The organism is Evansella vedderi, from assembly GCF_030813435.1.
GTDB classification, from domain to species: Bacteria; Bacillota; Bacilli; order Bacillales; family Salisediminibacteriaceae; genus Evansella; species Evansella vedderi.
Genome location: NZ_JAUSUG010000004.1, coordinates 1 through 23,937, shown reverse-complemented (window position 1 = coordinate 23,937; position 23,937 = coordinate 1). Strand labels below are relative to the sequence as shown.

20 protein-coding genes and 2 pseudogenes are annotated in these 23,937 nt (G+C 32.4%); 11 read left to right on the top strand and 11 right to left on the bottom strand.

The genetic code is table 11. The features are described from left to right. Positions 1-220 precede the first annotated feature (220 nt). A complete protein-coding gene (locus J2S74_RS06405; protein ID WP_307323221.1) occupies positions 221-1,501 on the top strand; it encodes a hypothetical protein in 1,281 nt (426 codons plus the stop codon). Between the two features lie 401 nt (positions 1,502-1,902). Continuing rightward, positions 1,903-3,318, top strand: coding sequence for a 23S rRNA (uracil(1939)-C(5))-methyltransferase RlmD (gene rlmD, locus J2S74_RS06400; protein ID WP_307323219.1), 1,416 nt, complete (start codon positions 1,903-1,905; stop codon positions 3,316-3,318). 29 nt (positions 3,319-3,347) lie between these two features. Here the strand turns inward: rlmD and J2S74_RS06395 are convergent, their stop codons facing one another. The 8 genes from J2S74_RS06395 to J2S74_RS06360 all read right to left on the bottom strand — a co-directional run bounded on the left by J2S74_RS06395 (position 3,348) and on the right by J2S74_RS06360 (position 9,146). Beyond that, the gene (locus tag J2S74_RS06395; RefSeq protein ID WP_307323218.1) at positions 3,348-4,928 is read right to left on the bottom strand and encodes a recombinase family protein; all 1,581 of its coding nucleotides are present in this window, start codon (positions 4,926-4,928) and stop codon (positions 3,348-3,350) included. A 239-nt stretch (positions 4,929-5,167) separates the two neighbouring features. Next, on the bottom strand, positions 5,168-6,637 hold the full coding sequence (locus J2S74_RS06390; protein ID WP_307323216.1) for a recombinase family protein: 1,470 nt from the start codon (positions 6,635-6,637) through the stop codon (positions 5,168-5,170). Next, entirely contained in the window at positions 6,625-8,028 is a 1,404-nt protein-coding gene (locus J2S74_RS06385; RefSeq protein ID WP_307323214.1) for a recombinase family protein, read from the bottom strand. The genes J2S74_RS06390 and J2S74_RS06385 overlap by 13 nt, the downstream gene beginning before the upstream one ends. A gap of 107 nt (positions 8,029-8,135) precedes the next feature. Continuing rightward, the gene (locus J2S74_RS06380) at positions 8,136-8,435 is read right to left on the bottom strand and encodes a recombinase family protein (RefSeq protein ID WP_307323212.1); all 300 of its coding nucleotides are present in this window, start codon (positions 8,433-8,435) and stop codon (positions 8,136-8,138) included. Beyond that, entirely contained in the window at positions 8,432-8,599 is a 168-nt protein-coding gene (locus J2S74_RS06375; protein ID WP_307323210.1) for a hypothetical protein, read from the bottom strand. Before J2S74_RS06375 ends, J2S74_RS06380 begins: the two co-directional genes overlap by 4 nt. A 61-nt stretch (positions 8,600-8,660) precedes the next feature. Next, entirely contained in the window at positions 8,661-8,813 is a 153-nt protein-coding gene (locus J2S74_RS06370) for a hypothetical protein (RefSeq protein ID WP_307323209.1), read from the bottom strand. Continuing rightward, positions 8,794-8,988, bottom strand: coding sequence for a hypothetical protein (locus J2S74_RS06365; RefSeq protein WP_307323207.1), 195 nt, complete (start codon positions 8,986-8,988; stop codon positions 8,794-8,796). The genes J2S74_RS06370 and J2S74_RS06365 overlap by 20 nt, the downstream gene beginning before the upstream one ends. Beyond that, positions 8,985-9,146: a hypothetical protein gene (locus tag J2S74_RS06360; protein WP_307323205.1), complete on the bottom strand. Its 162-nt coding sequence runs from the start codon at positions 9,144-9,146 to the stop codon at positions 8,985-8,987. The genes J2S74_RS06365 and J2S74_RS06360 overlap by 4 nt, the downstream gene beginning before the upstream one ends. A 437-nt stretch (positions 9,147-9,583) precedes the next feature. Between J2S74_RS06360 and J2S74_RS06355 the strand changes: the two genes are divergently transcribed. The 8 genes and pseudogenes from J2S74_RS06355 to J2S74_RS06320 all read left to right on the top strand — a co-directional run bounded on the left by J2S74_RS06355 (position 9,584) and on the right by J2S74_RS06320 (position 21,848). Continuing rightward, entirely contained in the window at positions 9,584-11,893 is a 2,310-nt protein-coding gene (locus J2S74_RS06355) for an AAA family ATPase (protein ID WP_307323204.1), read from the top strand. Between the two features lie 55 nt (positions 11,894-11,948). Next, positions 11,949-12,236, top strand: a pseudogene (locus J2S74_RS06350) (type I restriction-modification system subunit M N-terminal domain-containing protein); the annotation flags it as partial. Beyond that, a pseudogene (locus J2S74_RS06345) lies at positions 12,235-12,465 on the top strand (type I restriction-modification enzyme R subunit C-terminal domain-containing protein); the annotation flags it as partial. The pseudogenes J2S74_RS06350 and J2S74_RS06345, both read left to right, overlap by 2 nt. 65 nt (positions 12,466-12,530) lie before the next feature. Beyond that, positions 12,531-13,322 (top strand): hypothetical protein, encoded by a 792-nt coding sequence (locus tag J2S74_RS06340; RefSeq protein WP_307323202.1) that lies wholly within the window; start codon positions 12,531-12,533, stop codon positions 13,320-13,322. A gap of 471 nt (positions 13,323-13,793) precedes the next feature. After that, positions 13,794-16,478, top strand: coding sequence for a DNA methyltransferase (locus J2S74_RS06335; RefSeq protein WP_307323200.1), 2,685 nt, complete (start codon positions 13,794-13,796; stop codon positions 16,476-16,478). 260 nt (positions 16,479-16,738) lie between these two features. Next, complete coding sequence (locus J2S74_RS06330) at positions 16,739-16,933, top strand: hypothetical protein (RefSeq protein WP_370875976.1); 195 nt, start codon at positions 16,739-16,741, stop codon at positions 16,931-16,933. 225 nt (positions 16,934-17,158) lie between these two features. Then, entirely contained in the window at positions 17,159-20,884 is a 3,726-nt protein-coding gene (locus J2S74_RS06325; protein WP_307323197.1) for an nSTAND3 domain-containing NTPase, read from the top strand. Between the two features lie 445 nt (positions 20,885-21,329). Then, a complete protein-coding gene (locus J2S74_RS06320; protein WP_307323195.1) occupies positions 21,330-21,848 on the top strand; it encodes a hypothetical protein in 519 nt (172 codons plus the stop codon). Positions 21,849-22,136: 288 nt separating this feature from the next. Here the strand turns inward: J2S74_RS06320 and J2S74_RS06315 are convergent, their stop codons facing one another. Continuing rightward, positions 22,137-22,580: a replication/maintenance protein RepL gene (locus J2S74_RS06315; protein ID WP_307323192.1), complete on the bottom strand. Its 444-nt coding sequence runs from the start codon at positions 22,578-22,580 to the stop codon at positions 22,137-22,139. 235 nt (positions 22,581-22,815) lie between these two features. Here J2S74_RS06315 and J2S74_RS06310 point away from each other — a divergent pair, with 235 nt between their 5' ends. After that, entirely contained in the window at positions 22,816-22,974 is a 159-nt protein-coding gene (locus J2S74_RS06310; protein WP_307323190.1) for a hypothetical protein, read from the top strand. Positions 22,975-23,147: 173 nt separating this feature from the next. Here J2S74_RS06310 and J2S74_RS06305 read toward each other — a convergent pair whose 3' ends face one another. Then, positions 23,148-23,750: a type III toxin-antitoxin system ToxN/AbiQ family toxin gene (locus J2S74_RS06305; RefSeq protein WP_307323187.1), complete on the bottom strand. Its 603-nt coding sequence runs from the start codon at positions 23,748-23,750 to the stop codon at positions 23,148-23,150. After that, positions 23,743-23,865, bottom strand: a complete 123-nt coding sequence (locus J2S74_RS06300; RefSeq protein WP_307323184.1) for a hypothetical protein — start codon at positions 23,863-23,865, stop codon at positions 23,743-23,745. The genes J2S74_RS06305 and J2S74_RS06300 overlap by 8 nt, the downstream gene beginning before the upstream one ends. Positions 23,866-23,937: the final 72 nt, after the last annotated feature.

Genomic DNA, 23,937 nt, shown 5'->3' with positions numbered 1-23,937 from the left:
TGTTAATCTATTTGCCTTGGAAACGCTACAGGCGGACGCTTTCTGCTTCTCCAAGCTTTTTAAAAGCAAAGAAAGGATACGAGTAAAGCCATATAAAAACATATTACAAGAGGCACATATAGGTGCTTCTTTTTGATGTGGGTATGGAGGTGGATGGATAAATGATGAAAGTTTGCAAATGATAACATTGTAAATCTTTTTAGGGAACTGGTGAGCAGTCGTGGGAGCTAATGAGACAAATAGCAGAGTAAGATATAAAAAGGGTATTGTATCCGCAACAAACACGAGTATTGCTCAACTACGGAACCCAACAGTAGTGATGTGGTGGGCAGCAGCAATACCAGGATATGGCCATGTGATGTTATCAAAGTATGTAAAAGGATTTTTGTTAATATTATGGGAATTTACCGTCAATATAAACGCAAGATTTAACACGGCAATTATGTATACCTTTACGGGAAGAATTGAAGAAGCGATAGAAGTACTGAATAAGCAGTGGATTCTCTTATATGTTCCTGTCTACTTGTATGGCATTTGGGATAGTAGAAGAACGGCCATTGATATTAATAAGTATGCCATACTAGCCGATATGTCGTGGTCAGTTTCGGAAATAAACCCTATTACCTTTTCTGCATTAGAGAATAATTACTTAGATAAACGGAAAAATTGGGTAGCTGTGTTTTGGTCATTAATTATGCCAGGATTAGGCCATCTCTATGTGAATCGACTTCCCTCTGGATTTTATATTTTAGTATGGTTCATAATTGTGGTGTACTTTTCGAACACCTTACCAGCTATCCATTATACATTTCAAGGGAATTTCCAAGCTGCAACGGAAGTTGTTAATGTGCAATGGATCATTTTCATTCCTTCCATGTATTGCTTTGCCCCGTATGACGCTTATCTTCAATGCGATAGCTATAATAAACTAATGGCGAAACAACAAAGTTATTATTTAATGAATGAATATCAAGATAAATCTTTTAAACAAAAAACGAAAATTTTTTCAGAAAGAGTGGGGGACATGAACGTTGTTGCTTCCTTCGATCATACTGTTTATTTAGAAATGGCCATAAAGGAGCTAGAAAAACACGGGATTGGTAAAAAGGATATCTTTACCATCCCCCTAACAGAAAAGAAGAAACCAAAGAAGAATAGCGAGATTATTCGTGGTTCCGGGTTTTCCCTAATGGATGTGACCTTTGCCTTTGGAACTGTTTTTTCTTTATTTGGAGTCATATACGGATTTGTTCTTCCAGGAGGCCCTGTAACGTGGGGATTAATTGGCGTCTTTTTTGGATCGGGATTCGGCTTTTTATTAGATTTACTATTACGGAAAAAAGAATATAGGATGAAGAGAAAGATGGGGGAAGGGGGCGAGGTGATGATGGTTATCCATTGTCAAAAAAACCAAGTCACTTTTGTAAAAGAAATATTATTTGAACATTTTACCCTCGGTTTGCAAGTGATAGAAGAAGAGTATAAGGACAGTGTTTTTTAGCATTCAAATAAGAGTTTTATAAAAAGAGAAGTGGTGAAGTAGGCTAGCGGCAGGTTAAGAGCGATTATGAAACAGGTAAGGGAAAAGGTGAGGGTAATACCTGTCACATGAAGGGTTTATGAGACGGGTAATGAGAGTTGATAGAGAGTTACCTGTTTCATAAAGTGGGTCATGAAACAGGTAAGGATAAAGGTGAGGGTAATACCTGTCACATAAAGGGATTATGAAACGCGTAATGAGAGCGGAGGAAGGGTTACTTGTTTCATCATGGGTCTATGTAGTGAGAGTAATATGAAACCAGGAGAACGGTCATTTGCTATAAAACCATCATTCGATTAAAGTAGAGACAAACAACATTCTTTAGGATAAAGGTGTAATTAAAGAGTTTAGAGGTGGAAGAGTTGAAAAACCGAAAGGGATCAGAGAAACAGGGCCAAACCCACTTAAAGATAAAACAAGGGCAGAGGTTTCCTTTGACGATAAAAAGAATGGGTATTGATGGGGAAGGTGTAGGCTTCTTTAAAAGGCAGGTTGTCTTCGTGCCGGGTGCGCTTCCTGGAGAAGAAATCGTTTGTGAAGTCTCTAAAATAAAAGGGAAGTTTGCGGAAGGGAAAATTGTTAAGCTCAGAAAACCTTCACCGGATAGAGTAGCTCCTCCTTGTCCAGTATATGCGGAATGCGGGGGCTGTCAACTACAGCACCTATCCTATGAGGCGCAACTGCGGGAAAAGAAGGATATTGTTCGTCAAGCATTTGAGAGGTATACGAAAATTAATTTAGATAAAATCAATTTTAAAGATACCATTGGGATGGACGAGCCATGGAATTATCGAAATAAAAGTCAATTGCAGGTTGGCCACCAAGAAGGCAGAATGGTTGCTGGTCTATATAGTCCAAATAGTCACCGGCTTATTGATCTAGAAGATTGTATGGTGCAGCATCCCCAAACAAATAAAGTTACCAATGTAGTAAAGGCAATAGCTGGGGACTTGAATATACCAGCTTATAATGAACGAAAAAAATCAGGCGTTCTCCGGACGATTGTTACACGAGTGGGATTCGAAACGGGAGAATATCAAGTTGTCCTAGTTACTGCAAAAAGGGAAATACCGCGAGTGGAATTATTTATGGAGGAAATTAGACGACGGTTGCCAGATGTAACATCCATCGTTAAGAATGTTAATCCAAAGAAAACATCCCTCATTTTCGGGGATGAAACCGTGGTTTTGTTCGGTAAGGAAAAAATAGAAGAAAGAATGAGTGAATTTCGATTTAACCTATCACCAAGGGCATTCTTTCAATTAAACCCTGTACAAACAAGAAAGTTGTATGATGCTGCAAAGGAAGCGGCGGAACTAACAGGGAAGGAAAAGGTAGTGGATGCCTATTGTGGTGTTGGTACAATCGGACTTTGGCTGGCAGATGGCGCAGCAGAGTTGCGTGGCATGGATGTCATCGAAGAAGCTATCAAAGATGCGCAGAAAAATGCCGAGGCACATGGTGTTGACCATGCCATGTACGTAACGGGAAAAGCAGAAACGTGGCTACCAAAATGGGAAAAGGAAGGCTGGCATCCTGATGTAGTAGTAGTAGACCCTCCAAGAACGGGACTGGATCAGTCGTTAATTGAAACATTGCTACGCGTAAAACCTAAGCGAATTGTGTATGTATCCTGTAACCCATCCACCCTGGCAAAAAACGTGAATGACCTGACACAAAAAGGGTATAAATTAAAATCACTGCAGCCGGTGGATATGTTTCCACAGACAGCGCAAGTGGAGTGTATCTCGCAACTCATTTTAAAAGAAGGCAACTAACCGTAGTGGTTGTTGCCTATTCTTGTTATTTAAAAGGGTTTTACAAAGTTGTAATGTATGTGTAGATTACCATTATCACTACAAGTTACATTATTCACCAATGAATGTAAAAGTTGAGGACTTAAATCATTTAGGATTGAAACTTCTTGAAGCTTCTTACCTAAATCTATTGCGTAGTTCTCACTTTCGCACTCATCAAGCTTTTCTTGAAACTCACTCTTAGCTGATTCAAGATTGGATATTTCCAGATCTATCTGCTTACGATACTCTACCAATTCTTCTCTAGATATTAATTCGTCAGCATACATATCAAGATAATCTTTCTTTCTAGACCTAAATTTAGTTGCTTTATTCTCAATCTTTGCCAGCTCTTTTTTAAACAGGACTTTCTTTTGCTCTAGTCTCTTTTGCAGGCTTTTTAGAAACTCATCGTCTTGAATAGATTTAAATAGCTCTTGTAAATCTTCAATGATAATGTGTTTTAATTCTTTTTCTCGGACAACTACTCGATTTTGACAGAAAGTATCTCCATATTTAATATTTCCGCCGCACCTATAACCTTTTTGATTAGCTTTGAACCACATTCCCTTTTGGCAATGTTCACAGAACAAAACATTCGTAAATAGATGCTTTTTAGGGGCCGTATTTGTACGTGTTCTTGTTTGAAGCATCTTCTGGACGGCCTGAAAAGTCTCTTTTAGGATGATAGGCTCGTGAGTATTCTCTTGAATCGTTGCTTTGTCATCACTGTTAATTCTCCGTTTTGATGTAGTGACGGAAACAGTTTCAGTTCTGTTTTGAACAAGATCTCCACAGTAATGTTGATTATTTAAAATATTTTTTATCGTGGAAGCGTGCCATAAAGGTGATGCATTAGACTTATGTGCAATCTGTGAAGGAGTTGGAATTCTTTCAGCAGTGAAACTTTTTGCTATTGAATCCATTCCCTTTCCATCTAAGTATTCATTAAAAATTCGTCTAACAATATCGGGTGTGTTATCGTCACGAATTTTTAACGTGCCGTTGTCAGAATAGTATCCATACGGTGGGTTGGAACCTACAAATAACCCTCTGTTAGCTTTTGTACGTATTGCAGCCTTACCCCGCCGACTGCTATTTGCTGACTCATTTTCGTAAAGCCAAGCAAAAAGTCCAAAGTTCTGTACGTTTCCGGTAATTGTATTAATTGAGTTATCTAGGCAGACAATGTGGATATCATTTTGCAAGCAAGTATCCCTTAATTCATATGATAATCTACCGTTTCTAGCTAATCTAGAAAGTTCCTTAGCTAATATCACATCATATAAACCAGCCTTACCATCCTCAATTAGTTTTTTTAAACCGGGTCTGTTTCCTTTTGTTCCTGATTGCTTGTCGGTATAAATCTCTACAATCTCCCAATTTTTTTGGGCGGCATAGCTTCGAAATAAATCGATCTGATTATCGATAGAAGTTCTTTGTGTTTCCATCTCTGTAGAAACACGGACATAAAGTACACATCTCATTATACGATCACCACCATAAGTAGTACTGTACTGAGATGTTGGTGGGTTTATAGTTAAAGTATTGACAACATTGAAAGGTTTTAATTGAATTTCATTTGCGTTCATTTTTATATCCCCTTTATGTTTCGTTTTTTAGTGTATAAATTTCGGTAATCTGTCCATACTAATAAAGTTATTTCGGTAATAAGACCAGAATGGTATCCCATTTTGGATAAACTACCGAACAATATTGTGATTAAAGCCCTTGTAACAAGGGCTTTGTAAAGTTGTCATCTGATTGTACTTTTGAACTTGGGAAAATGTTCGGTAAACTATCCAGTTGGTACTTATTACTTTTCGGTAATTCAACCATTTTTCGAAATTAAGAAATCCCCGAAAATATTTGACTTAAATTGAACAGTTGGTTGCTGGTCAGTTGCAAGGATAACGCTGTCGATAAAATAAAGAATTATAAGCCTTTTTTCTATATCACCTAGGTCGAATTTCAAAATATTCTCAAATCTTGAAAAGAACTGATCTGACTTTAACGAATTATTAAGTCTTACTAGACTTGTGTGGCAAGAGTTGAGTTCCTCTAATGAGTGTTTATATTGTTTGATGGCTGAGGAAATTTGAGATTCTAAGAGACGGTCGTTTAATTCTTTTGCTTGTAATAACTTACGAGAGAAGATCCCAACTTTATTTTCCAAGGATTCGATCTGTCCCTCGGTTTCTAAAATCATTTGAAGTACAAAGTTCTTAGATTGTTGTTGAATCTCTGTGGAGGAAACTAATTCGTAAACTTTTTTTAACATTAAAGGTATTAGTTTCTCGTGAACTTCGTTTGTGTTTACTTTATAGTTGCAGTTCTTACAAACGTAATATTGATAATTGTATACTGTGCCGTTTCTTTTTGTTGAGCCGTTTTGAGTGATTAGACCTTGTTTACAGTGGCGACACGTTATTTTATTTAGAAAAAGGAAAGGTGTATCTAAACGACCATAAATTCCTTGAAGATGTCGATTATAGATCTGTAACTGGCTCACAAAATCTGTAATGATAGGTTTATGGGTATCTTCAAACACAAATTGTTTTTGTCCCTCTTTACGCTTGGGAACTTGCCAAATTAAATTTCCACTATAAACAGGATTGTTAAGGATATTCTCGATAGTACTAGAGTTCCAAGTTCCTCCATTTGGAGCTGGAATTCTTGCTTCATCTAAGAAAGTAGCTATTCTTTTGAATGATGTTCCCCAGCTGGCTAAAAAGTAAATAAAATTTACAACTTCGGCATCCTCATTTGGATGTAATTGTTTCTCTATTTGACAATAGCCATATGGAACCTTAGAACCAGGTCGGATCCTAGTTTCTTGCTCTAATACAGCGGTTAAATTACCGATTGCTCGTACTGACTTTACTTCTGATTCGTGGTTAAACAAAAGGAAGTTCAATTTGATGTTTGTGTTCTCAAAATCTATTGGTTCATTGGAATCTACTGTAAAGACCTGAAGATTTGGTATTTTTTCTAACATTGGTCGATAAAAGTCGATTGCAAATGAATATCCTGTACGGTCCATTCTAGAAATATCGTTAAAAATAACAACGGATACATTCATTTCCAGCATTTTTTTACCCATCATCATAAGTTGTTTCCGCTTATTTGCTCTTTTAGTAAATGCACTAGTTACATCTTCAATGAAGATAAATTCATCTGGTACAATTAAACCATTACGTTTAGCGAATTCTTTAATATGTTGTTTTTGTATTTCAACACTATTGTTATCCTGTTGTTTGTAGGAGGACCGGCGAATATAAGCAAATGCTAGCCTTTGCATAAAAGTTCATCTCCTTTAAAAATGTATGGTGGTTTGAGATTTTCAATATAATCAAACTTGTTAACTATTAAACTTAGCTCATTGGGATATGCATAAATTGCTTGAATAAGCATTGAGCTAAGGAAGAATGGATTCGATTCCATACACTTGCCCAAATAATCTTTGACCATTCTAGACAGTTCCTGGTTTTCTAAAAGGAGTTCTTTCTTCATTTCAATCTCATTAAGAGTTTTTTCTTGTTTGCATTCTAATTCTATTAGTTCTTTATAATCGGGATGTTCATACACTTTAGAAAAATCACATTCTTCCAAGAAGTGACTCTCAAGTATTCTGTTTATGTCTTTTTTGATACTTTTTAGCTCGGATTCGATAGGTTTTTTTAATTGTTTAAAGTAGCTATCAGAATCCTTTAACAGTTTTTCTATATCAAGGTGGTCAATTATTCGAATTAGTGCTTTGGATATAATTTCGTTTAACTCCTGTGCAGTTAATTGGACTTTTTTGTGCTTTCTTGAACAAGAATACCAAGCAGTATCAAGCAAAAAACTTATTTTAAAATTCATAGGTTTGTTGCATATACCACATACCGGTTTGTAGATATTTAAATCTTTTAGTCGTTGTAATTTTTCAGTATGGGTAGCAAAGATTTTTTCTTTAGTACGTAAAGCTTTATGCTGCTCTAGAGTTAAATAGGGTTCAACGTGACTAAGTTTGTTTTCACCATTTACTAGATCATATCCAGCATAAAAAGGGTCAAATGCAATTTTAAGTAATTGTTGTGGAGTGGTTTTAAGCACCTTTTTAAACTTTTGTACAACTTCTTCTAACTGGATGTGGGAATCAATTTGTTTAATGGTATTAAAGTATTGAACCAAGGAATCCTTTTTTTGTGGATCTTTAATATATCGTCTTTTTTCATCCTTAATGAATCCTAACTTCTTAGGAGGGTATCGCCTTCTTGCTTCTTCAATCCTCCTTGCAATATTCTTCCCTTCAACATCGCCAATAATATTCATAACACCTTCAATCAATGAATTATCTGTGGCTTGCTGATGTCCAGCCCCCGCGGATGTGAAGTGGATTTGAACATTATGTTTCTTACACAGAGTTACGAAATAAAGTGCTTCATAATAGTCCCGAAATAGTCGAGTACGATCAAAAGCATATACTATGTCTACTTGATTGCTTTTAATTAGGGATATTAGTTGTAACATCTCAGGTCTATCCTTAAGTCTTATTTTATTTGCAGATACTCCATCTTCTTCAATAATGATGATTTCATTTGTGTGGTGTTTCTCACGAAAAATACTATCAGCAGATACCTGCATTCTTAAGTCCTGGGATTTTCCACTAACTCGTCTAAAAAAAACTACATATTTATATCTTTTCATTCATTCCACTCTTTTCTCCTTAGTTCAAATAAGTCTTTAGGATGAGATAGATTTTCAAAATCAATCAATCTATATCCAGTGCTTTCCGTCATTTGTTAATATTACTTTTACGTTTTTTTGTTTGCACTTACGAGCAAAGTGTTGAGAATAAAAAAGTCGCGGAAAAGCCGTGTACGGTCGAACGTGTAAATCGTATCTACGCTATCTTGTTCAATCAATTTTATTAACTCATCGATTGCAGGTCTAGGCTTGGAAATAGAACCAGATCCATTATCATTAATTATTAGAACTTGTTCTTTGTTATATAGCTCTCGATAACTAGAATCTATTGATTCTTGAAATGCTATTCCTTGGGCGTCGCCTCTTCTGAAGAAAACTTTTAATGTTTTTGTTAACAAGTTAATCATTCCTTACTTTTTAGTTTTGTCATTGTTTTATACAACAAGTTAGCTTGAAGTTGAGGCGAAATATCTAGTTGCTCAACAATGATTCGCTGTATAAGATGTTGAATCCACAAGTCGGCTACTTTATTTTCTTGAGAATCTACTTGTAGGTTAATTTTTTTCCGCATAAGTACACACCTCCGTCTATCATCATTGACGGAAATAGGTGTGTTTTATACGGAGTTTTTCTTATTTTCCTATTTTGATAGATGAAGAAGTGTCATCTTCAAAATTTAAGTCCAGGCGTAATTGAACAGACTCTGGCTTTTCAGATCGCTTGATAAGAATTTGTATACTACCTTTTTGTTGACCTGGAAATTGGTTAAGCTTGTTTTCTTTCATATTCTTCTCTCCAATATCGTGTCTTTAAATAATTGTTTAAAAGAAATGGAGACAAATGACCATCAAGTTGAAGTTTTACTATCCTATTTAGAACATCATTTGAATGCTCTTCTTCGATATATGGAAGTAGCTCGTAGGTATCTCCTTGTTCACTTTCAGACTTTGCAAATTTCAAGCACATTCACCTCTTAACCCTTTATCCTCATTTAATAGCCTCGTATCAATTTTTTGTGCATCTATTATTTTTTCCAATTCGGCAACTAGTAAGTCTTGTATTAGGTTCTTAACGTTCACTGCATTTTCTGATGAGGCATAGCAACGGATAATCTTCAAACTTCTCTCTCCTTTGTCGTGTCATTTATGGGATGTTAGGAAACAATACAAGACTCAATACTTGTAATAGGTATAATTATTAATTTATTGGTTGAATTGCTTCCGGATTTATCTCCTGTAATTTTTTCAAACGGATTATATTCTTTTAATTTTTTAAAAAACAAGGTTTTGTAAAATTTTTTTAAAATTTTTTTCGAAAATTTATTTTAGTAGATTTAAGGTCTATTTATGCGAATAAAATTTTCTAGCGAATTATATTCTTTAGGTAAATCTGAAAACAAGGTTTACAGAGAAGAAATTATTTTAAATCCAAATCTTTTATTACTAATAAAATTATTCTTGAATTATAAGAAAAATAAGATAATACAATGTTAATTTTGGTTTTTTATGGTAAATTTTAGTTAGTAGACAGGAACGGATATAAAGGGGGATATATTATGATCACTAAGATGAGGATTAGAGATGTCGCTACCTATGATAATGAGGGAGTATTAATAGAGGACTTAAAGAAGATTAACTTCTTTTACGGAAATAACGGCTCAGGCAAAACAACGATTACAGAGGTTATAAGGAATGAAGACTCTTACCCGAGCTGCTCAATCGATTGGCAAGATAAAAAAATGGTCCCTTATGTATATAATCGTAATTTTGTTAATGAAAATTTCCGCTTAGATAATCCGATTAAAGGAATATTTACATTAGGTAAGGAGTCAGTGGACCTTAAACTTCAAATGGATGAACTAAAAAACAAAATAAAGGAACACGAAGATTCCATTGTGGATATAAGTGGATTGTTTAGGGAAAAAGATGCTGAAAAAACTATTCAATTAGAAGAATTTAAACAAAATTGTTGGACACTAAAGAAAGAGCTAGATGAAGAATTTAAGGATTTGATAGAAGGCTACAGAAACTCTAAAGATAGATTTATGAATAAGTGTATTGAAGAGTCTCAAAAATTGGACAGGTCACTAAAACCAATAGAAGAGATTAGAGCGAAGAAAGAATCTATCTTCGACCGGCCAGTCGAGCAGGTAGATAACTTTTTACCTATTTCCTATGATGAGTCGTTAGAAAACAATCCTATTTTTACGCAAAAGATTATTGGTAAAGATGATGTTGATATTTCGGCTCTAATCACAGAATTAAATATCAGTGACTGGGTACAAGAAGGATACACAATTTCTAAAAACTCGGCAGGTATTTGTCCCTTCTGCCAACAAACTCTTCCAAATAAATTTGAAGAAAAGTTGAACAGCTACTTTGACCAAACATACATACAACAAATTGAGGAATTAAGAGCCGTTACTGCAAATTATCAACGGAGCATTGAAAATATTTTAGAACAGATAGATGCTCTACAAATAAGTAAACAAGATTCGTTTATTGGGAAAGAAACAATAACAAGGTTACTAGAGTTAATTAGATCCAAATATGAAGAGAATAAACTTTTAATAGAGCAAAAACAGAAAGAACCTAGTAGGGTTATTGAACTAGTGAGATTATCTAGTTTAATAACAGATGTAAATACAGAAATATCAGAGGCTAATTTAAAGGTAAATAAATATAACGAAATGATTCGTAATTTAAAGGTCGAGAAGGAAAATCTTATTAAAGATATGTGGCGTTTTATTGCTGAAAAGAACAAACCCAATATTGAAGAATTTAATAAAAAGATGAAGACGCTAGAAAGAATAATGGGTAATTTAGATCGTAAAAGGAAAAATAAAGACACTTATAAAGAAAAACACCAAAAAGATTTACTTGAACTTCAAGAGCAAAGTACTAGTGTGGAGCACTCAGTTAACGAGATAAATAAAACTCTTCGCTCCTTTGGTTTTAAAAACTTCCAACTTGCAACTACTGGTGAAAAAGGAAACTATAAGATTGTCAGAGAAAATGGTGAGGAAGTAAAGGATACATTAAGTGAAGGTGAAAAAACTTTTATAACTTTCTTGTATTTTTATCAACTTTTGAATGGAAGCAACAGCAAGGAAGAAATAGTTACAGATAAGATTGTAATTATTGATGATCCTATTTCAAGCTTAGATAGTAATGTCCTCTTTATGGTTAGTACTTTAGTTAGACAATTAATGTTTGAAATGAAAGAAAAGACTTCAGATATAAAACAGCTTTTCATATTTACTCATAATATATATTTTCATAAGGAAATTACTTTCAATCAGGGGAAAAAAAGCTACGGTGAAGGTGGGTTTTGGATTGTTAGGAAAATAGATGACGTAACATCTATTCAACAGTATGAAGAGAACCCAATAAAAACATCTTATGAACTCCTATGGAAAGAACTAAAAAATAGAGGTAATCATAGTGTTGTTTCAATTCAAAATGTTATGAGAAGAATATTAGAAAACTACTTTAAGTTCTTTGGCAATATTAATCTTGATGAACTTGAAAACAAATTTGAATTAGAAGAAAAGATGATTTGTCGTTCACTAATTTCTTGGATAAATGATGGTTCACATTACATTAGTGAAGACTTGTATGTAGAGAATAATGAAGTATTAGTCGGTCGATATATGGATGTTTTTAAAAACATTTTCTATAGTCAAGGACACGAAGGTCATTTTGATATGATGATGGGAGAATATCAAATTCATACTATAACCGGTATTAAGGAAGAGCCTGCTGATGCTCTTGCCGAAATTAAGGCCGGATTGGAGGAAGCTGCTGTTGGGAATCAAGAAGAAAATAAGGTGCCACCATTGGATGTAAAAATACGGAAACCTTAATAAGGAACCAAGTATAGTATAATAGTCTTATACAAAAGAATTTTGAGGTAGAAGAATGATTACAGGAGAATTAAAAAATAAAGTAGATAAAGTTTGGGAAACGTTTTGGACGGGCGGAATTACCAATCCGCTAACTGTTATTGAACAATTTACATACTTATTGTACATTAAAGGGCTTGATGATAACGAAAAGAAAAAGGAAATGGATGCAGAACTACTCGGTATTGATTATGAAGGGATTTTTCCAGAAGATAAACCACAGTTAAGGTGGTCTATTTTTTCCAATATGGGGCCGGACGAGATGTTTAATGTGATATCGCAGGAAGTTTTCCCATTTATTAAAATTCCTTATTGAAGAAAAACTAAATGTGAATCAGTTAAGGTTTGTAAAGCTAATAATTGATTACGTTGTCAAAAATGGAACCCTAGAAAAGAGAGTGCTACAAGAAGATCCATTCCGCTCTTTGGGTAGTGTGACGGAGTTGTTTAGAGACAATATTGATGACGCTCGTAAGATTATTAGTGTGATTGATACCATTAATAAAAATACTGAGCATTTTGAAGGGGCTTAAATTTATAAGAGCATAACCGTTATCGATTATGCTCTTGTTTTATTTTCCATATAAAGGAGAAAGAAATGAATAAAATATCGCCTAGATTTATTTTTTACATAAGTATTGGTTATTTGTTTGTCTATGAACTCGTTTTGTTAAAATGCAATGAATTATTTCCTGGTGCAGCTAGTTTCGGAAGAATTGCGAATTTATTGGCTGCAGGATATATCCCCGGTTATATTGTGTATTATTTTGTGACGGAGGTACCTAGAAAGAGAGATTTAAGTATTGCACAGGAACAAATTAAGAATGTAAAAAATTACATTGTTCAGGATTTGTCAACTATTATAGTAGAATTAGAACTTGCAACTGATGAAGAACTTCAAAAAAAAGTTAATAATCCTAGTTATAAAGTAGAGTCTTTTTCTCCTATGAAACTAAATTATGCAAAGTGTGAGGGAGTATTAAAAGTTCCGGTTATTACAAAAAAGTTTGTTCAGGAAAGTAGTCGTGAAATATTTCCCCAAAAGAAAACATTTACAGCTGAGATTATTACAAAATTAGACTCGGAGGGTACAACTGTTGATATAGAACTACTTTCTTGGCTCCAACTTATTACATTGCAAGTAAAAAGTACTCGTGAACATATCGATGTATTATTTACTTACAAAGATTATTTTACAATAGAAGAGTTAGGTGAATTGCTTGATACTAGGAATAGTAGTTTTGTAAGTTACATATTGAATTTTGAAAAATCATTTGAAAATATGCAAGCAGCTCATCGAGAAACTTGGGGAGGGGACTTCTCAGAGTTCTTTTGGGAGTATTATAATTTAATTAGAGTAATGAATGGACAAGAAGAGCTTAAAGAATAATATAGGGAATCAATTTTGGGTATTAACATTTTATTGTTATTAGAGCTACATTATTTTATTTGAATAGGGGTATCTAATTGTACGAGCAGTAGCTACATCGTTAAGCCAAAGATTAGAATTAGATTTTCATAAATAGATACTCAACGCATCAATTAAGTGAAACACAAAGTATAACAACAAGATTCAATAACTCTGCTACTAACATAATCGTCAAGTGAATAGGCACCTCTATAAAATTGCCAAAACAGTACTTAGATACTGTTTTGGCAATTTTTTCTTATACCTAACTTTTCTCAACAATTCTTTTTAAATTATTTGCTTTGATTTATATAAATGATAAAAACTTGGGCTTTATTGTAAATATTTGTTTATTATGATTAGAGGTTTTTCTGAATACTAATGAAAAAGGATTTCCAAAAATAAGAAATTATAGAAAGTGTGTTTTGAATATTAAAAGAAAGAGGGGAGGATATGTTAAGTTGGAATGAGATACAGGATAATGCTATTAAGTTTAGTAAGCGTTGGGAACATACTACATACGAAAAAGGAGAGGCTCAAAGTTTTCTCAACGAATTATTCCGTGTTTTTGGGGTCGATCGATTAAGAGTCGCTAACTTTGAATATAGAAGTAGGCAAGGTTTTATCGATTTATTTTGGAAAGGGAGAATAATTATAGAAATGAAGTCAGCTGGTCACTCCCTTGAAAAAGCCCATAGACAAGCAAGAGACTATGCTTTTAGTATAGAAGATGATGAAGATTTGCCAAAAATGATTATGGTTTGTGATTTTAGAGATATACGCTTGTATAATCTTGTTACTGGACAAACATTTAACTTCCAAACTAAACAATTATTCAAGCACGTAAAAAAATTAACTATATTAACTGATTATGCTCAACAATATAATTTTGTAGTTGATAAAGAACTTAATAACCAGGCAGTTGAAAAAATGGCACAATTGCACGATTTGTTAGAAGGACACGGTTATGAAGGGCACTATTTAAAAATGTATCTTGTCCGGTTATTATTTTTGTTATTTGCAGACCATTCAAATATTTTTGAAAAAGGTTTGTTTTATCAGTATATATTAAAATCAAAATCCGACGGTTCTGATTTATCTAATAGAATTTTTAATCTATTTAATATCTTAAATATGTCTTATGATACAAGAAAAAAAAGAGATCTAATACCAGATGAATTAAAACGGTTTGTATATGTAAATGGAAAACTTTTTGAAGAAACTTTACCTCCTTGTGAGTTTAATGCTAAGATGCGAGATTTATTAATTGATTGTTGTCTATTTGATTGGTCAACAATAAGTCCAGCGATATTCGGGTCTCTATTTCAAGGTGTTACAAATAAAAAGGAACGGCGTAATTTAGGAACTTATTATACTAGCGAAGAAAATATTTTAAAACTGCTTAAACCGTTATTTCTAGATGAATTATATGAAGAGTTTGAAAAAGTTAAAATGTTTTCTGATCAATTAAAGTCTTTTCATAAAAAAATAGCAAACTTAAAGTTTTTGGATCCAGCTTGTGGTTGTGGGAATTTTTTAATCATCACATACAGAGAGTTACGATTATTAGAATTAGAAATATTAAAAATGCAAATTAATAGTTTTGAAAGCTCTTTTTCAATAGAGGAACGAATTAAAATTAATGTGGATCAGTTTATTGGAATTGAGTATGAAGAATTCCCTTGTAAAATTGCAGAGGTAGCTATGTGGTTAATAGACCATCAAATGAACAATTTAATTGCTGATGAATTTGGTATACCTTTTAATCGATTGCCTTTAAAAAACTCAGTTAGAATAGTAAATAACAATGCATTAACTATTGAATGGGAAGAAATTATTTCAAAAAATAATTTGAGTTATATCATTGGTAATCCTCCATTCGTTGGGACAAAGTATCAAAGTAGTATTCAAAAGGAAGACTTACAGTATGTATTTAAAAGTAGTAATAAGATTGGAGTATTAGATTATGTTTCAGCTTGGTATTTAAAAGCAATAAAATATATTCAGCATACAGAAATAAGAGTAGCTTTTGTATCCACCAATTCAATTACTCAAGGAGAACAAGTTGCTGTTTTATGGAGATACTTGTTTAAATACAAAATTAATATATTGTTCGCATATAGAACGTTCAATTGGAAAAATGACGCGAAGGGAAAAGCATCCGTTCATTGTGTAATAATTGGCTTTAAATTTGGAAAGTTTAAAGGGGAAAAAGTAATATTTTTTAACGGTTACCAGAAAATTGTTAAAAATATATCACCATATTTGATTGAGTCTGAAAATATCTATATTGAAAAAAGAAGAAAACCAATTTGTGATTGTGCTCCAATTATGAATAAAGGAAGCCAACCCACAGATGGGGGCAATCTAATTTTATCTGAATCTGAAAAAAAAGAGCTATTAAAACGCGAACCAGGTATAGAAAAATATATTAGGCAATATATGGGAGCCGCCGATTATATAAATGGTAAAAAAAGGTGGTGCTTATGGTTGGTTGGCTGTACACCTAAAGAATTAAAACAAATGCCTTCTATACTAACTAGGATTGAAAATGTTAAAAAATCAAGATTATCTAGCAAGAAAAAATCAACACAAATCAAAGCGAGTATTCCTATGTTATTTACTGAAATTAGACAACCTGAAAATGATTACCTCTTAATTCCTGTAATCTCTTCCGAAAAACGTCCGTATATACCAATTGGATTTGTCGATAAGAATATAATTGCGAATACAAATGCACAAATGATACCTAATGCAACCTTTTACCACTTTGGAGTCATTTCTTCTAAAGTTCATATGTGTTGGGTAAAAACAGTTTGTGGTAGAATGAAAAGTGACTATGCTTATTCTGTCAGTATTGTTTACAACAATTTCCCTTGGCCTGCCCCAAATGAAAAGATAATAACAAATGTAGAAAAATGTGTTCGAGAAGTGCTAAATGCAAGAAATTTATATCTAGATAATACTTTAGCAGATTTATATGACCCTTTAACAATGCCTCCAGAATTAGTAAAAGCTCACATAAAATTAGACAATTCTGTAATGGATGCATATGGGTATAAACATTCAATGGATGAGTTAGAAATTGTAGAAGATCTTATGCGTAGATATAAAAATACTGTAAATGATAAAGAGTAAAATTTAATTTTAAGTGGTAAAGGGAATTATTGATCGGTTATAGCCAAATTATAGGAGGGAATGGGGGAGGCCAATGGCCCCTGATGATTGGAAGATAGATTAGTTTGGTTATAATTCCCATTATAACCGTTTTTATTTGATGTTATAGAGGTTTTTGAGAAATTATTTTAGTGGAAATTTTAAGGAGCGAGAAACCACTTGGCAACTAACAGTAGTTGCTGTTGCCTATTTTTTTTATTTAATAGGGTAATGTGAATCAATTGAGGTTTGTAAAACTCATAATTGAGTACGTTGTCAAAAATGGAACCCTAGAAAAGAAAGTGCTGCAAGAGGATCCATTCCGCTCACTAGGAAGTGTGACGGAGTTGTTTAGAGACAATATTGATGATGCTCGTAGGATTATTAGTGTCATTGATACAATTAATAAAAACACTGAGCATTTTGAAGGGGCTTAGGATTATACAAAAGAAAAAGGACCAAGTGTGGTCCTTTTTACGTTACAAACAAGTTCCTACTAACTACCTTGCCACTACTTAGTTTTTTTAAAGTTATACCGAAAAATAAATACCTTGTTGAAAATAAGGAGAAATATTGTTTGTAACTTCCATTATGTTACAATTGAATTGACAGGAATCTATTAATATTATTATTCTGCATACTTCAAGAGAAAGGGGAACCTAATGAGTAGACTTCAGACAATTGAAAATAGATTGATGGAAATAAATGAGACAGTTTTTCAAGAATTATGTGATAGTTTTTTAATTTTGCGTAACTCAAATTATGCAACCTTTGCAAGGACAGGTAGTCAAACTGGAAAACAGAAGACTACTAAAGGAACCCCAGATTCGTTCTTTTTATTACCAGATGGTAAATACATTTTTGTGGAATATTCGACAAACATAACAGCTGGAGTAAGGAAGTTAAAAGAGGATATTGAAAAGTGCCTTGATCAAGAGAAGACTGGTATAAAGATAAACGATATTAAAGAAATTGTATTGTGTATGAATTTTAATTTAAACAGCGAAAATATAAATAAATTGAATATTCTAGTGGAAGATAAAGGTATCAAGTTAACGTTAATTACACTTGATTCACTTGCATTGGAATTAATTTTACAGCACCGGGACCTAGTATATCAATATTTGAACTTATCATTTGACACTGGCCAAGTAGTTTCTTTAGATTCATTTATTCAAGAGTATAATAAAGCATCTAGTGGTATTGCAACACCGTTAGATAACTCTTTTTTGCATAGAGAAGAAGAAAAGAAGGAATTGAAAACTGCAATACAAACATTTGATTTAGTTATACTAAATGGTGCTGCGGGAGTGGGAAAAACAAAATTAGCAATAGAAACAATACGAGAATTTTTAATAGCAAATACAAACTATAATGCTTTTTGTATTTCGTATAAAAATTGTGATTTGTTACAAGACTTATATGATTATTGTAATCCTAATAAAGATTATATTTTATTTGTTGATGACGCTAATAGGATAGATGCTTTTAACCAGATACTAGGTTTTTATAAGATAATAAGAAAAGGGAATTTAAAGATAGTTATTACTGTTAGAGATTATGCATTAAATGAGGTAAATAGTTTATCCAATAATTTGCCGAAAACTGTATTGTTTATTGAAAAACTTAAGGATGAACCAATAGTAGATATAATAAAAGCAGAACCCTTTAAAGTATTAAATGAGAAGTATCAAAGTGAAATATTATCAATAGCAGATGGAAATCCTAGATTAGCAATAATGGCTGCTTTATTAGCAATAGAAAAACAAGACTTGTCAGTACTAAGTAATGTTTCAGAACTTTTCAAGAAATACTTCACTACTTTTATTAACGATAAAGTAAATATTGGAGACAAATTAACAATTCAGTGTTTAGGGATAATCTCATTTTTTTATACATTGCCATATAAAAATAAACAATTAGTTGAACCAATTATCGATGTATTTGAAATTAATTATTACGACCTAATAGATACTATAGAAAAACTAGAGAAATGGGAATTGGTTGAAATACAGTACGAATATGTTAAGGTGCCGGAACAAAATATATCAAATTATTTTTTTTATCTATCTTTTATTGAGAAAGGTTATTTATCATTCGAACTGTTACTTGATAGATTTTTTGCTTCTAAAGCAGAGCGATTTAAAGAATGTGTAATTGCAGCAAACAATTCTTTCGGGTCAGAAAAAGTAATGGAGAAAGTGAGGCCCTCACTACTAAAATATCTCAAAAGTATAGAAGTTCCTGATCAGAGTTTCACATTCCTATCTACCTTTTGGTTTTACTTACAAAATGAAGTTTTAGAATATTTGTATGGAATAATAATGGCATTACCGGATGTAAAGGTACAAGAATATGATACATCTTATGAACAAAATCAGTTTGCATATAATAAAAATAATGTCATTGAGCTATTAGGCAATTACTTTAAGTTTATTCCAACCGAAATAAAAACAACCTTAGAATTAAGTTTTGAATATGTTAGGAAACAACCAGAACATCTTCCAGAGTTAATCCATAAAATAAGAGAGACATTTTCATTTGAAATAGAAGATGAACGTTATGGTTTTTACAGACAACTAGTATTATTTGAACAACTAGCAAATGGAATAAATCGAAAAGATATACTTTATTCAGTAGCATTTTTTGAATTAGCAAAAACATTCTTAAAATTTACTTTTGAAGTAGTTAAAGCTGAAAGAGAGAACAAAGTCGTATTTTATAGATATGACCTACCCTACAATGAAAAAATAAAATCTTTTAGAAAAAATATATGGGATACAATAATCAGTCATTTCTCATTCAACAATAGAATAAGTTTAGATTTATTATCAACTTACTGTGAAAATTATAGTGATAATAAAAAGATAGTATCTCACGACAAAAAATATATTTTATTATTAATTGCTCGACATTTAGATCCGGTAGTTTTCGAGCACTGTTTATTTGTACAGAATTATTTAAGGTTTCTAAACAAGAGCTTAATCACAAGTTCTAACTTGAAGTCACTAAAAGAGACATACAGGAATGAACTTTACGATATGTATTTAAGCATCGATTGGGATAGAATTCGTGATAAAGATGTTTATGAGTTTGATGATTTTAGAGAGTACGAAACTTTAAAGGAGCAAGAATTAAGAAAATCGTTTGTGTTTGAAACCACAGTAGAAGTTAGGGATTTCGTAGAAAATTATTTGTATCTAGTTAGTTTTATTGATAATAATTGGAATCAAAATAGTGTACTGGATATAATTGTTGATGAAAACTTTAATAACAATAGTAAAATCGGACTTGAACTGCTAGAGTTGATACTTGATAAAAACAGTGATTTAAACTATGTACCCAGTCTAGTATTTAAAAATTATTTGAAGATGTCTGGCATCGTAAATGGAGTTTTTACATTATTAGAGAGAAAAGCTTTCAATTGTAAATTGAAATGGTTAATATCTTTTTATGAAAACATAGAAAAGTCATTACTGGAAAAAGAACGGGTTAATCAATTTATTGGATTCATACAGTCTATAGATGAAGCTATATGGATATCCTTCAAAAATTTAGAACATCTTAATGATATAAAAGAAGATTTTAATGAAATAATATTGCAAACAATTAACAGAGAAAATAGGAAGAGAAATAATAAAATAATTATTGATAACAGGGATGAAAGCCTTATCGTATGTCTTGACTCAGTAAGTAATTTTCATACTATAAAGGAAATGTATATCCAACAATACTTTATGTACTCTTATTTTGATTATAAAGGTAAAATTTTGACCTATATTTTAGAAAGAGATGCAGATTTTTTACTAGAATTTGTTGAAGAACATTATTCAGCAGAAGAAAGAAAATTTGTACAAAAAAATGGACTTGGATTTATTTGGAGAATAAATAATATAGAGAATTCTTTAGAAAAAATTATTGAAATTACTTTAGAGAGAGAACTTTATTTTGGTATTGCAAAGCATTTTTGCAATGTATTTTTTGAGGAAATAAATGGTCAATATCTAGAACGTGCTAAAGAATTCGTTTTGAAATATGTAAGAAATAATCATCAAAATAAAAAAAAGATGAACATAGTTATGGATATTATTCACAATACGAGAAATGAATGGTTTGATGACGTGATAAAAATTTTTTTAAGCCAAAATCAAGACACGGAATGTTTTTCAAAGATTTGGTGGATAAAAAGAAGTAGAAGTTATAATGGGGATCAATTGTGGAGCAATTTAGAAGCAACTGATTGGAGGCGGATTTTAGATATTATAAACGAAATAGACCTAGGATTAAAACTCATACCTATAAAAAGATTCGTGGCAACCAGGTTAGAATACTTAATGGAAAGTGCAGAAGAAGAGAGAAAACAAAAATTTCTAAGGAAGTTTGATTAATTATTTTTCTTCTAAAATTTTGGGGTAAGAAATTCAAAACACTGTGCAGCCATTATAGGTTACACTTACTCTACTAATAAAAGCTAAACGTGAATCATCTGAAGTTTGTGTAAATCTCATATTTAATTACGTTTGTCAAAAGAAACAGCTCCGAGAGGATCCTTTCAGCTCATTGGGAGGCGTGACGGAGTTGTTTTAGAGACAAATCGATGATATTTGTAAGATTATTAGAGTCATTTATACCCTTAACAACAACTCTGTGCAGTTTGAAGGAGCTTAGGTTTAAAAAAAGAAAAAGGACCAGGCTGGTCCTTTTTAACTGACAATTAGTTAATGCCAGAAAAATGAATTAAAATATAACCTATTAAATTTTTTGTAAGATCTAATTATAGAGAGGATAATATCATTGAACAGATCTGTATTTGAAATGCATTGGCAATATTATATGTCTATTGAAAATATGTTAGTAAAAACTAATCAATATGTAACACATTCTGACAAAAATAAAAATGTTTATTCCGATGAGTTCTCATCTATTATATTGTTATCTTGTTCAGAAATAGATTCATTATTTAAACAACTTTGCCTTAATTTTGGCTTTCAAAGTAAAAGTAAATATTTAAAAATGAAAGATTATGCCCATCTTATTGAAAAGTATATCAACAATGACTTTGGTCTAGCGACTAGTATAAGAACCATAAATGATGACAGCATAATAATTTTCCCTTTTGAAAATATTGATGCCTCAAAATCATATGCTAATCTAAAGTGGTGGAAAGATTATCAATCTATTAAACACGATAGAATAAAAAATGTTTCAAAAGGAAATTTATTAAACGCTGTGACTTCGGTTGCTGCTCAATTTATTATTTTGAGAGAATTAATTGAGTTTATTCACGAGTCGAACGGACAAGAATATTTAAGGAAGAAATGTTGGTCTGAATATTGGATTCCAGTTGTATAAAAAGCACTTATGTCTCTTTTGTAATTTAGAATGGGCATACCATTATCGTACTTGTAAAACTTGTTCCAATAGTGATATAACTATAAAATTCAAGAAGCCCAAATATGGAGCATTTGATTCTCAGTTATTCAGGGTATTTCAGAGGTAATTATATTGGTATGTGTGGTAAATCTCTTGATAACATTCATTGGTGAAAAAGATGCTAGGGCAGTATAATCTTGTGTCCGTCTTCAGAAGTGACTTTATACTACGGAACACGTACAAATTTATTGCCCATCATACCTATTGTTATATTCCATTGTCTTCTATATCTTCATCAAGAACATCTACGCAACTATCCTCTTCATTTGCTTCATATTTTAGGTCCATATTGGCTTCGCTAACTAGGTCATCAAATGTTTCGCGTAACGATTCTCTATCACGATAATTCACTTTTCCAATAGAAAAAAGATGAGGGTTTATCATAAAACCATTGGTGCTTTTAATAATAAATTGTTTGCTAATAAGCCTCTTTATGCTTTTGGAGACATTTCCTTTATCCATACGGAGGTTTTCTGCTATTTGTTTCTGTCTGACATAAGCATTATTATTTTCAGGTATAACTTGGCTGCATAGATAAAATAACACTTTATAGTCTGAGCTCGTAAGCTGTGGATCCTGTAAAAACTTAAACCAATCCAACATAAAAGCTCCCCAATATGGTTTCACACTGCCCCTTCTTCTTTTTGCCATACAACTCACCTCGATTTGTTGTGTATATTACAACTTTATAGATATATATTGTAATTTATACAACTTTAAGTAGTGAAATAAACAACTTTTTAAAAATGTATTAACTAATAAAATGGCTTTATATCAAGGTTTAATCCTACTTTTTTTCTTTTTTTATGCCTTGCTATATATAATAAGCAAAATTATAATATTTGTAAAGTAAGACAAGCCTTTTGGGGGCTAGGAGGAGGAAAAAATGAACATCGTACAAGAACATTTTATCTGGATTGTGTCCCTGATTACCCTAGCGGGGCTACTTTTCCCAGAAAAGTTCAGGGAGTTTGGTGCCTTTTTGGTGAAGAACTGGCTTGGATGTGGAATAGGGTTAATCATTGTACTGCTCTTAATTAAATGAGCTTCCTTTTTTTAGGAAGCTTTACATATAAGTTTCATTTCAGTGGAGGTTGGTAGTATCATTCAGTCTATCGTCAAGGTTCTTAAAAAACTAGAGAATGTACCTCCAAGAGGAAATAATAAAGACCAGGAGTTTCCTGGTCTTTGATACATCTATTAAAATAGTAAGTAATCCTAAAAACGAACTTGAACGGGAGGATAAGTCGTTAAGGGGTTGTACTGTTTGTATGTTTCTTCAAGTTTTGCAAAATCACAACAGTAGGGTTTAAAATGCCTAGCCTTTCCACTTGTGAGTTTGCTGTGCAGTTTAGTTGCTTTAGAGGTAACTTCCTCTAAATTCTTTTTAAGATAATCATATTCTTTATACAAAAGACGTTTATAATTGTCACTCTGTTCTTCAAAATCAATATATGTCAGTTCAGATTCTATAGCCGGATGCATATTATTGATTTTTAAACAAGAAATGACTTTTTCTGTAGTAACTCCATTCAGTGTTTCCTCTTCTTTAATCTTAACTGTTAATTGGTTATTCCATTGTGGGTCGTGTTGAGAGGTAAGAGGAATAATATAATTATGGCCATTAAGTACAAGTCCAACTGCGACACTAGGACGATTGTTTCCGTTCTTGGTATTTAACCGAACCTTATCATCGATACTACGTAAATAGTTGTTGTAGTTTGTTCCCATCCAGAAGAATCGTACTTTTCCTGGTTGAAACATTGATGGAGTTAAATTTGTAGGTAGTGCTGTAGCTGTTGGTGGAATTTGGTTAGACATTGGTAAAAATTTCCCCTCTCGGCATAAAAGAAAAGACAGCTAAGGCTGCCTTTTCCATCTTATAGAGCACTTTTTGAATTTGATCAGGAAGTGCAACTCCTATCTTATAGGGCACTTTTCGTATCTCGAGGATACAGGAAGTAGCAACTCCTATCTTATAGGGCACTTTTCGTATCTCGAGGATACA

Coding starts and splice junctions, on each gene's coding strand:
- J2S74_RS06340 (WP_307323202.1), top strand. CDS start 12,531: ATGAATAAAATATCGCCTAGATTTATTTTTTACATAAGTATTGGTTAT.
- J2S74_RS06395 (WP_307323218.1), bottom strand. CDS start 4,928: ATGAACGCAAATGAAATTCAATTAAAACCTTTCAATGTTGTCAATACT.
- J2S74_RS06310 (WP_307323190.1), top strand. CDS start 22,816: ATGAACATCGTACAAGAACATTTTATCTGGATTGTGTCCCTGATTACC.
- J2S74_RS06375 (WP_307323210.1), bottom strand. CDS start 8,599: ATGCGGAAAAAAATTAACCTACAAGTAGATTCTCAAGAAAATAAAGTA.
- J2S74_RS06370 (WP_307323209.1), bottom strand. CDS start 8,813: ATGAAAGAAAACAAGCTTAACCAATTTCCAGGTCAACAAAAAGGTAGT.
- J2S74_RS06390 (WP_307323216.1), bottom strand. CDS start 6,637: ATGCAAAGGCTAGCATTTGCTTATATTCGCCGGTCCTCCTACAAACAA.
- J2S74_RS06385 (WP_307323214.1), bottom strand. CDS start 8,028: ATGAAAAGATATAAATATGTAGTTTTTTTTAGACGAGTTAGTGGAAAA.
- J2S74_RS06320 (WP_307323195.1), top strand. CDS start 21,330: ATGTCTATTGAAAATATGTTAGTAAAAACTAATCAATATGTAACACAT.
- J2S74_RS06315 (WP_307323192.1), bottom strand. CDS start 22,580: ATGGCAAAAAGAAGAAGGGGCAGTGTGAAACCATATTGGGGAGCTTTT.
- J2S74_RS06380 (WP_307323212.1), bottom strand. CDS start 8,435: ATGATTAACTTGTTAACAAAAACATTAAAAGTTTTCTTCAGAAGAGGC.
- J2S74_RS06335 (WP_307323200.1), top strand. CDS start 13,794: ATGTTAAGTTGGAATGAGATACAGGATAATGCTATTAAGTTTAGTAAG.
- J2S74_RS06355 (WP_307323204.1), top strand. CDS start 9,584: ATGATCACTAAGATGAGGATTAGAGATGTCGCTACCTATGATAATGAG.
- J2S74_RS06325 (WP_307323197.1), top strand. CDS start 17,159: ATGAGTAGACTTCAGACAATTGAAAATAGATTGATGGAAATAAATGAG.
- J2S74_RS06305 (WP_307323187.1), bottom strand. CDS start 23,750: ATGTCTAACCAAATTCCACCAACAGCTACAGCACTACCTACAAATTTA.